Origin of the sequence: Protofrankia sp. CiT1 (genome assembly GCF_917627335.1) — a bacterium.
GTDB lineage: Bacteria > Actinomycetota > Actinomycetes > Frankiales > Frankiaceae > Protofrankia.
Map to the genome: position 1 here is coordinate 1 of NZ_CAKJTP010000183.1, position 6,701 is coordinate 6,701.

At 70.2% G+C, this 6,701-nt stretch carries 6 protein-coding genes and 1 pseudogene; 1 reads left to right on the forward strand and 6 read right to left on the reverse strand.

Annotation, left to right across the window (positions count from 1 at the left end; translation table 11 throughout):
• Positions 1 to 231 precede the first annotated feature (231 nt).
• The 6 genes and pseudogenes from MJ785_RS19200 to MJ785_RS19225 all read right to left on the reverse strand — a co-directional run bounded on the left by MJ785_RS19200 (position 232) and on the right by MJ785_RS19225 (position 5,861).
• The gene (locus MJ785_RS19200) at positions 232 to 864 is read right to left on the reverse strand and encodes a GNAT family N-acetyltransferase (protein WP_239308693.1); all 633 of its coding nucleotides are present in this window, start codon (positions 862 to 864) and stop codon (positions 232 to 234) included.
• A 162-nt stretch (positions 865 to 1,026) separates the two neighbouring features.
• Positions 1,027 to 1,419: pseudogene (locus MJ785_RS19205) on the reverse strand (molybdenum cofactor biosynthesis protein B); the annotation flags it as partial.
• The gene (gene moaC / locus MJ785_RS19210; protein WP_239308726.1) at positions 1,416 to 1,964 is read right to left on the reverse strand and encodes a cyclic pyranopterin monophosphate synthase MoaC; all 549 of its coding nucleotides are present in this window, start codon (positions 1,962 to 1,964) and stop codon (positions 1,416 to 1,418) included. The gene moaC and the pseudogene MJ785_RS19205, both read right to left, overlap by 4 nt.
• Positions 1,961 to 3,298, reverse strand: a complete 1,338-nt coding sequence (gene glp, locus MJ785_RS19215; protein WP_239382130.1) for a gephyrin-like molybdotransferase Glp — start codon at positions 3,296 to 3,298, stop codon at positions 1,961 to 1,963. The genes moaC and glp overlap by 4 nt, the downstream gene beginning before the upstream one ends.
• The gene (locus MJ785_RS19220; protein ID WP_239308725.1) at positions 3,298 to 4,242 is read right to left on the reverse strand and encodes a UTP--glucose-1-phosphate uridylyltransferase; all 945 of its coding nucleotides are present in this window, start codon (positions 4,240 to 4,242) and stop codon (positions 3,298 to 3,300) included. The genes glp and MJ785_RS19220 overlap by 1 nt, the downstream gene beginning before the upstream one ends.
• Before the next feature lie 32 nt (positions 4,243 to 4,274).
• A complete protein-coding gene (locus MJ785_RS19225; protein ID WP_239308690.1) occupies positions 4,275 to 5,861 on the reverse strand; it encodes a hydantoinase B/oxoprolinase family protein in 1,587 nt (528 codons plus the stop codon).
• A 184-nt stretch (positions 5,862 to 6,045) separates the two neighbouring features.
• On the opposite strand from MJ785_RS19225, the gene MJ785_RS19230 reads away from it, so the two are divergent.
• Positions 6,046 to 6,696: a nucleoside monophosphate kinase gene (locus MJ785_RS19230; protein WP_239331960.1), complete on the forward strand. Its 651-nt coding sequence runs from the start codon at positions 6,046 to 6,048 to the stop codon at positions 6,694 to 6,696.
• Positions 6,697 to 6,701: the final 5 nt, after the last annotated feature.

The window sequence follows — 6,701 nt, forward strand, 5'->3', positions numbered from 1 at the left end:
GGTGGCTCCCTCCGTCGCCTCGCGCCGCACGCACCCCAGCCCCACTCCTTGATCCAATCCCCTATTGCCGGGCGCTCTTATGACGACTCGCCCCCGCAGCACAAAAGGATCTTATTGGACTGACAAACCGTGACAACCACATCCTCCAGATGGTCACCATCACACGCAACAGCACGCAACAGCAATCGTGTGACTACCTGAAGCCAAGAAACGATATCCGACTGGTTACTCTCAGCTCTGTGAAGCGCGGATGCCACGCCAGCGATTCAGTAACCCCTCTGGGGCGTCCTCCACAGTGACGGCATAGCTGATGTGGTCCCGGTAAGCTCCCCCGATCGCCAGATAGCGCCGGTGGAACCCCTCCTCTCGGAAGCCCAGCTTTTCCACCACCCGGCGGCTGGCCGTGTTCTCGGGACGGACGTGCGCCTCCACCCGGTGCAGTGCCGCCGCGGTGAAACAGTGGTCCACCACCAGTGCCACCGCGGTCGGCGTGATACCGCGCCCGGCATACCCGCGGTCAACCCAGTAGCCGACATGCCCGCTGTTCAGCGCACCACGAACAATCGTGGAGACGGTGACCTGCCCCACCAGCCGCCCCTGAAACGTCATCGCGAACGGCAGCGCCGTGCCGAGACGCGCCTGTTGACGCAGCCGCCGCACCATCCGGTTGTAGACCCCTATGGTCTGGCGCTGCGCCCACGCGTCCGCCGTGACAGGCATCATCGCCGGAGTCGCCTCCCACGGCGCGAGCCAGTCACCGTTACGCACCCGGATATCGACCCAGGTAACAGCCTCACGCAACCGCAGCGGACGTACCCCCACCGCTCCGTCGGCCAGACTTGCCGGCCACCCGGGTGCCCTCATCCCGGCCCTCCCGGCCCCCCGGCCCCGGTCCGCGGCGCCCGGATCGGCGTAAAAATGATCACCGCCGCCGCGTATCTGGGCTATGGCATGCCCGACGACCCCAGCCAGCACGTCCACGCCGTCCGCGACACCGCCCGCCGAGCCCGGCAGGTTCACCACCAGCGTGTCGCCCCGGACACCGACGATGCCGCGGGAAAGAACCGCGGTCGGGATCTTCGCCCGCCCGGCGTCGCGCAGTGCGGCGGCGAGCCCGGGTACTTCTCGGTCGATCACCTGCCGGGTCGCCTCCGGTGTGACGTCCCTGGGCGCGAGGCCGGTACCACCGGTGGTGACAATCAGGTGGATGTCCGCCGCGACGGCCGCCTCCAGCGCGGTCACGATCGCCGACCGATCGTCGGGGACGACGACCACGTCGTCAACGGAAAAACCGATCAGGCGAAGCGCTCTGGCGGCCGACGGACCGGAACGGTCCACGTAACTGCCCGCGTAGACCCGATCCGAAATGGTAATCACCCGGGCACGGCTGCCCGTCGGCACCCCCGACGCGTGGCTCATCGGATGACGCCGCCCGGCCCGTCCGGCCCATCCGCATCGGCATTCGTATCCGCATCCGCATCCGCATCCGGGGAACGGTGCCAGTCACCAGAACGCCCGCCGGTCTTGGCCAGCAGCCGGATACCGGTGAGCGTCGCGGCCGGATCAACCGCCTTGATCATGTCGTGCAGAGCGAGCCCAGCCACCGCGACCGCGGTCAACGCCTCCATCTCCACGCCGGTGCGGTCCGTTGTCCGGGTGGTTGCGGTGATCTCGACACCATGATCACAAACGGTCAGCTCAACCTGGACCCCTGACAGCGCGATCGGATGACACAGCGGGATGAGCTCAGGTGTGCGCTTGGCACCCATGATGCCGGCCAGCCGGGCGACAGCGAGCGCGTCCCCCTTGGGCACACCGGCGCCACGAAGCAGGCCGACGACGGCCGGCGCGACCCGCAGACACCCCTGGGCGACAGCCGTCCGCGCTGTCACCTCCTTGGCCGAGACGTCGACCATGCGTGCGGCACCGGCGGCATCCACATGGGTCAGCCCCGGCTCGCTCACGCCCACGCCCGCGTCCGGACCGGGTCCACGACCGCCGGGTCGCCACCGCGCTCCGGATCACCACGTTCCGGATCACCACGCTCCGGGCCGCCGAACTGCGGGCCGCCGAACTCCGGCAGGTCACCGCCGAGATACAGCGCTGTCAGCTCCGTCCCCGCGGGCACATCGGCGCTGTCCTCAGGGACGATCAGCAACGCGTCCGCGACCGCCAGGGCCGACAGCTGATGCGCGCCCTGAAGGCCCAGCACGTGGGCGACCGGCGGCCGTCCGGCATCAGACGCGGCCAACCGGGCCCGCAGATAGGAACGTCTGCCGCGGGGCGAGCGCAGCTCGTGGGCGGTGGTGACCACCAGCGTCGGGCGCCGCACAGACGCAAGCCCGCGCAGCCGCAGCAAGGCGGGCCGGACGAACAGCTCGAACGACACCAGCGCGCTGACCGGGTTGCCCGGCAACGTGAACACCGGCACCCCGTCGATCACGCCGAACCCTTGCGGCATCCCGGGCCGCATGGCCACCGACTCGAAACGGACCTTCCCCGGCCCAGCGAGAACCTGTTTCACCACGTCGAAGGCGCCCACGCTCACCCCGCCAGTAGTGATCACCACGTCGGCCCCGGCCAGGATGTCGGCGAAAACCGCGGCGAACGCGGCCGGGGAGTCCGGGACACCGGCAAGCCGCCGTACGTCCGCGCCCGCCTCGCGCGCCGCCGCCGCCACCGCGTGGCTGTTCGAGTCGACGATCTGCCCCGGGCCGAGGGGCTCCCCCACCTCGACCAGCTCGCTGCCGGTCGACAGCACCGCGGCTCGGGGACGGGGATGCACAACCGGCGTCGCCACGTTGAGCGCGGCCAGCAGGCCGAGCTGGGCCGCGCCGAGCAGCCGCCCGGCGGGCAGGACCAGATCGCCCGCGGCCACGTCCTCGCCAGCGCGGCGGATGTGCTGACCGGGTACGGGCGCACGCGTCACGGTCACCCGGTCCATCCGGCCGTCGGTCCACTCAAGCTGGACGACGGTGTCGGCGCCGGGCGGCAGCGGCGCGCCTGTCATGATCCGCGCCGCGGTGCCCCGCGCCACCGGCGACGGTGTGCCCGCCGCCGCCGGGATATCCCCGGTGACCGGCAGGGTGACCGGCCGATCGGGGCTGGCGCCGACGACGTCCGCGGCGTGTACGGCGTATCCGTCCATGGCCGAGTTGTCGAACCCGGGCAGGGCGGAAGCCGCGTGCAGGCCCGCCGCGAGCACGCAGCCGTGGGCGGACCGCAGCGGCAATGGCCGCGGCGGCAGCGGGACGATCGCGTCGAGGATGCCGGTGACATGCTCGTCCACCGACTTCATCACCGAGCAGGCTCAGCCTTGGGCCCCCCGGAGGAGACGTACTCCTCCAACCACGGGTACAGCTCCGCGCCGATGTCCGGCCGCTCACAGGCGAGCCTGATCACGGCCTTGAGATAGTCCACCCGGTCACCGGTGTCATAGCGACGCCCGGTGAAGACCACCCCGTGGACGGGCTCACCAGCATCGTCACCGAGCGTCGCGAGCGTCCGCAGCGCGTCGGTGAGCTGGATCTCGTTCCCGCGGCCGGGTGGTGTCTCCCGCAGCACGGCAAAGATCGACGGTGACAGGATGTACCGGCCGATGATCGCAAGATTGCTGGGCGCCTCGGCGGCCGGTGGCTTCTCCACCAGGTCCCGGATGCGGACCGTCTGGTAACCGGCGGCCGGTGCGTCCCCGGCGGGGGCTGTGACGGGCGCCGGGTCAACCGTCGCGACCCCGTACAGGGAGACAAGATCCTCAGGTACCTCCATCAGGGCTACGACGCTTCCCCCGAAACGCTGCCGGACCGCGAGCATCTCCACCAGCAGCGGGTCACGCTCGTCGATCAGGTCGTCGCCGAGCAGCACGGCGAACGGCTCGTGACCGACGTGCGCGGCCGCGCACAGCACCGCGTGCCCGAGCCCGCGCGGCGCCTGCTGCCGGACGGAGTGCACCTCGGCGAATCCGGCGGACGCGCGGACCCTGTCCAGGCGGGCTGTGTCGCCCTTGCGTTCCAGGGCGGCCTCCAGCTCGGCCTCCCGGTCGAAATGGTCCTCTATCGCCTTTTTGGTGCGGCTCGTAACAAGCAGGACGTCTCGCAGACCAGCACGCGACGCCTCCTCCACCACGTACTCGATGGCCGGCCGGTCGACGACCGGCAGCATCTCCTTGGGAAGGGACTTGGTCGCGGGCAGGAACCGGGTGCCCAGCCCCGCAGCCGGAATCACCGCCTTCGTTACTGACATGGCGAAACCATAACCGCATGCCGGGCGGAGGGTCACCGCGGCGCGGTCGCGCCGGGTGGGCACAAGGCCTCCCGGTTCCCCCACCCACCACCGCCGGGGGTACGGATCGTGACGACCGCGCCGGCAGTCAGCTCAAGGCTCGTCTTGGGCGCCAGCGCGGCACCGTCCACTTCGTTACGGCCCATCCCGCCCGGCCCACCGCCAGCGGCGCCCGGTGGCGCATGCCGGCGGCGATCGGTGAGCAGCGACAAGGTCGCCGGTTCCAGCACCCGGATCGACCGCACCAGCCCGGCGCCACCGGGGTGCAGCCCCGGCCCGGAGGTGGCCGGGTCCAGCTCGTAGCGTTCGACCCGCATCGGGTACTCCAGCTCCAGCGCCTCGATCGGAGTGTTCAGGGTGTTGGTCATCCCGACGTGCACACCGGACGGCCCCGGTCCGCGCGAGGACGCGCCCTGGCCGCCGCCCAACGTCTCGTAGTACGTCCACCCACGCCCACCGATGACCACATTGTTCATCGTGCCCTGGCCCTGCGCGGGCAGGCTCGCCCGCGAGCCCGCCGTTGCCGGCTGGGCGGCGACGGCCTGGGCGAGAGCCGTGAGCACCGTGTCCGCGATCCGCTGGGAGGTCTCGACGTTGCCGGCGACCACCGCCGAGGGCCGGCGCGCGTCCACCAGCGACCCGGGCTCGGTCAGCACCGTGAGCGGCGCGTAGGTGCCGTCGTTGGCCGGGACGTCGTCGGGTAGCAGCACCCGCAACGCGAAACAGCAGGCCGACCGGGTGACCGCGCGTGGGCAGTTCACGTTGCCGGGTACCGCCGCCGCCGTTCCCGCGAAGTCGACGGTCAGCGCGTCCCCCTCGATCGTCACGGTCACCCGGATCGGGATGTCGTCGTCCCCCGCGCCGTCACCCTCGACCTCGCCGGCAGCGGTGTACCGGCCGGCCGGCAGACCCGCGATCACTGCTCGGCTCCGCCGTTCGCCATAGGCCAGCACCTCGGCGAACGCCGCCAGCACCACGGGCAGGCCCCGGCGTTCGACCAGCCCGGCCAGGCGGATGCCGGCGAGCCGGTTCGCGGCGGCCTGCGCGCGCAGGTCGCCCCGCCGCAGCTCGGGGGTCCGGGAGTTCGCACAGATCAACTCAAGGATGTCGGCCTGCCACACGCCGTCGGCGACAAGCCGCACCGGTGGGATGATGAGGCCCTCCGCGTAGATCTCCCGCGAGTCGGCCGGCATCGACCCGGGCCGCATCCCGCCCACGTCCGAATGGTGCGCGCGGGTCGCGGCATAGGCGATGATCTCGCCCTCCGCCGCCAGCGGCGAGACGAGGGTGATGTCGGGCAGATGGTTCCCCCCGGTGAACGGGTCGTTGAGCACCCACACGTCACCGGGCGCGGCACCGCGCTCGGACACGGCACGCACCGACTCGTACATCGCGCCGAGGTGCACAGGAACATGGGCGGCCTGGGCGACCATCCGCCCAGCCGCGTCGAACAGGGCGGCGGAGCAGTCCCGGCGTTCCTTGATGTTGGACGAGTAGGCGCTGCGGACCAGCAGGGTCCCCGTCTCCTCGGCGATACCGGCCAGCGCGCTCGCCAGCACCGACAACGTCACCGGATCCATCTCGTCCTCCGTTCGGCTCGCCGTGCCCGATCACAAACCCGCGCCTGATCACGCGCTCATGCCCGATCACAGATGTTCCGCGTTCGCGCTGGCGCCCTGCTGCCTGCCAATATCCAGGACACCCGCGCCGACGCATCCGGCGACTATCGTGACGGCTGACACCAGGTATGGCCGGAGGTTGGATGTGCGCAAGTTCGTCATCATGGGCGTCCAGGGAAGCGGGAAGGGCACACAGGCGAAAATGCTCGCTGATGAGCTTGATCTCGTCCATATCAGTGTGGGTGACATATTTCGCTGGAACGTACAGAGTCACACCAAACTGGGTGCCCAGGTCAAACGGATCGTCGCCAGCGGCCACCTGGTCGGGGACGATCTGGTCGAATCTGTCGTCCGCGAACGCCTCGCCAGCCACGACTGGAACTACGGATTCATCATCGACGGTTTCCCGCGCAACGCCCGCCAGGCCGAGTTCTTCCTGGAAAGCTACGACATCGACGGCGTGATCTACCTGGATCTCCCCGATGAGGAGGTCTACCGCAGAGTGCTCGCCAGACGGCTGTGCTCACGGTGCGGGCTGGACTACAACCTCATCGCCAGCCGCCCGCGGGCCGCGGACACCTGTGACGTCTGCGGCGGCCAGCTGCTGACCCGTTCGGATGACAACCCCGAGGCCCTCGGGGTCCGCCTTCGCGAATATCACGAGAAGACCCGGCCGGTGATGGAGATCTTCCAGCGTAAGGAGTACGTGGCGGTCATCGACGCCCGGCATCAGGCCGTCGACGTACAGGCCGAGATCCGCGAGCACTTCGATCTGCCTAAGAGCGACCGACAATAGGGGAC

Bases quoted from the DNA above. Each gene is read 5' to 3' on its own strand.
- MJ785_RS19200 (WP_239308693.1), bottom strand. From the start codon at position 864: ATGAGGGCACCCGGGTGGCCGGCAAGTCTGGCCGACGGAGCGGTGGGG.
- glp (WP_239382130.1), bottom strand. From the start codon at position 3,298: ATGAAGTCGGTGGACGAGCATGTCACCGGCATCCTCGACGCGATCGTC.
- MJ785_RS19220 (WP_239308725.1), bottom strand. From the start codon at position 4,242: ATGTCAGTAACGAAGGCGGTGATTCCGGCTGCGGGGCTGGGCACCCGG.
- MJ785_RS19225 (WP_239308690.1), bottom strand. From the start codon at position 5,861: ATGGATCCGGTGACGTTGTCGGTGCTGGCGAGCGCGCTGGCCGGTATC.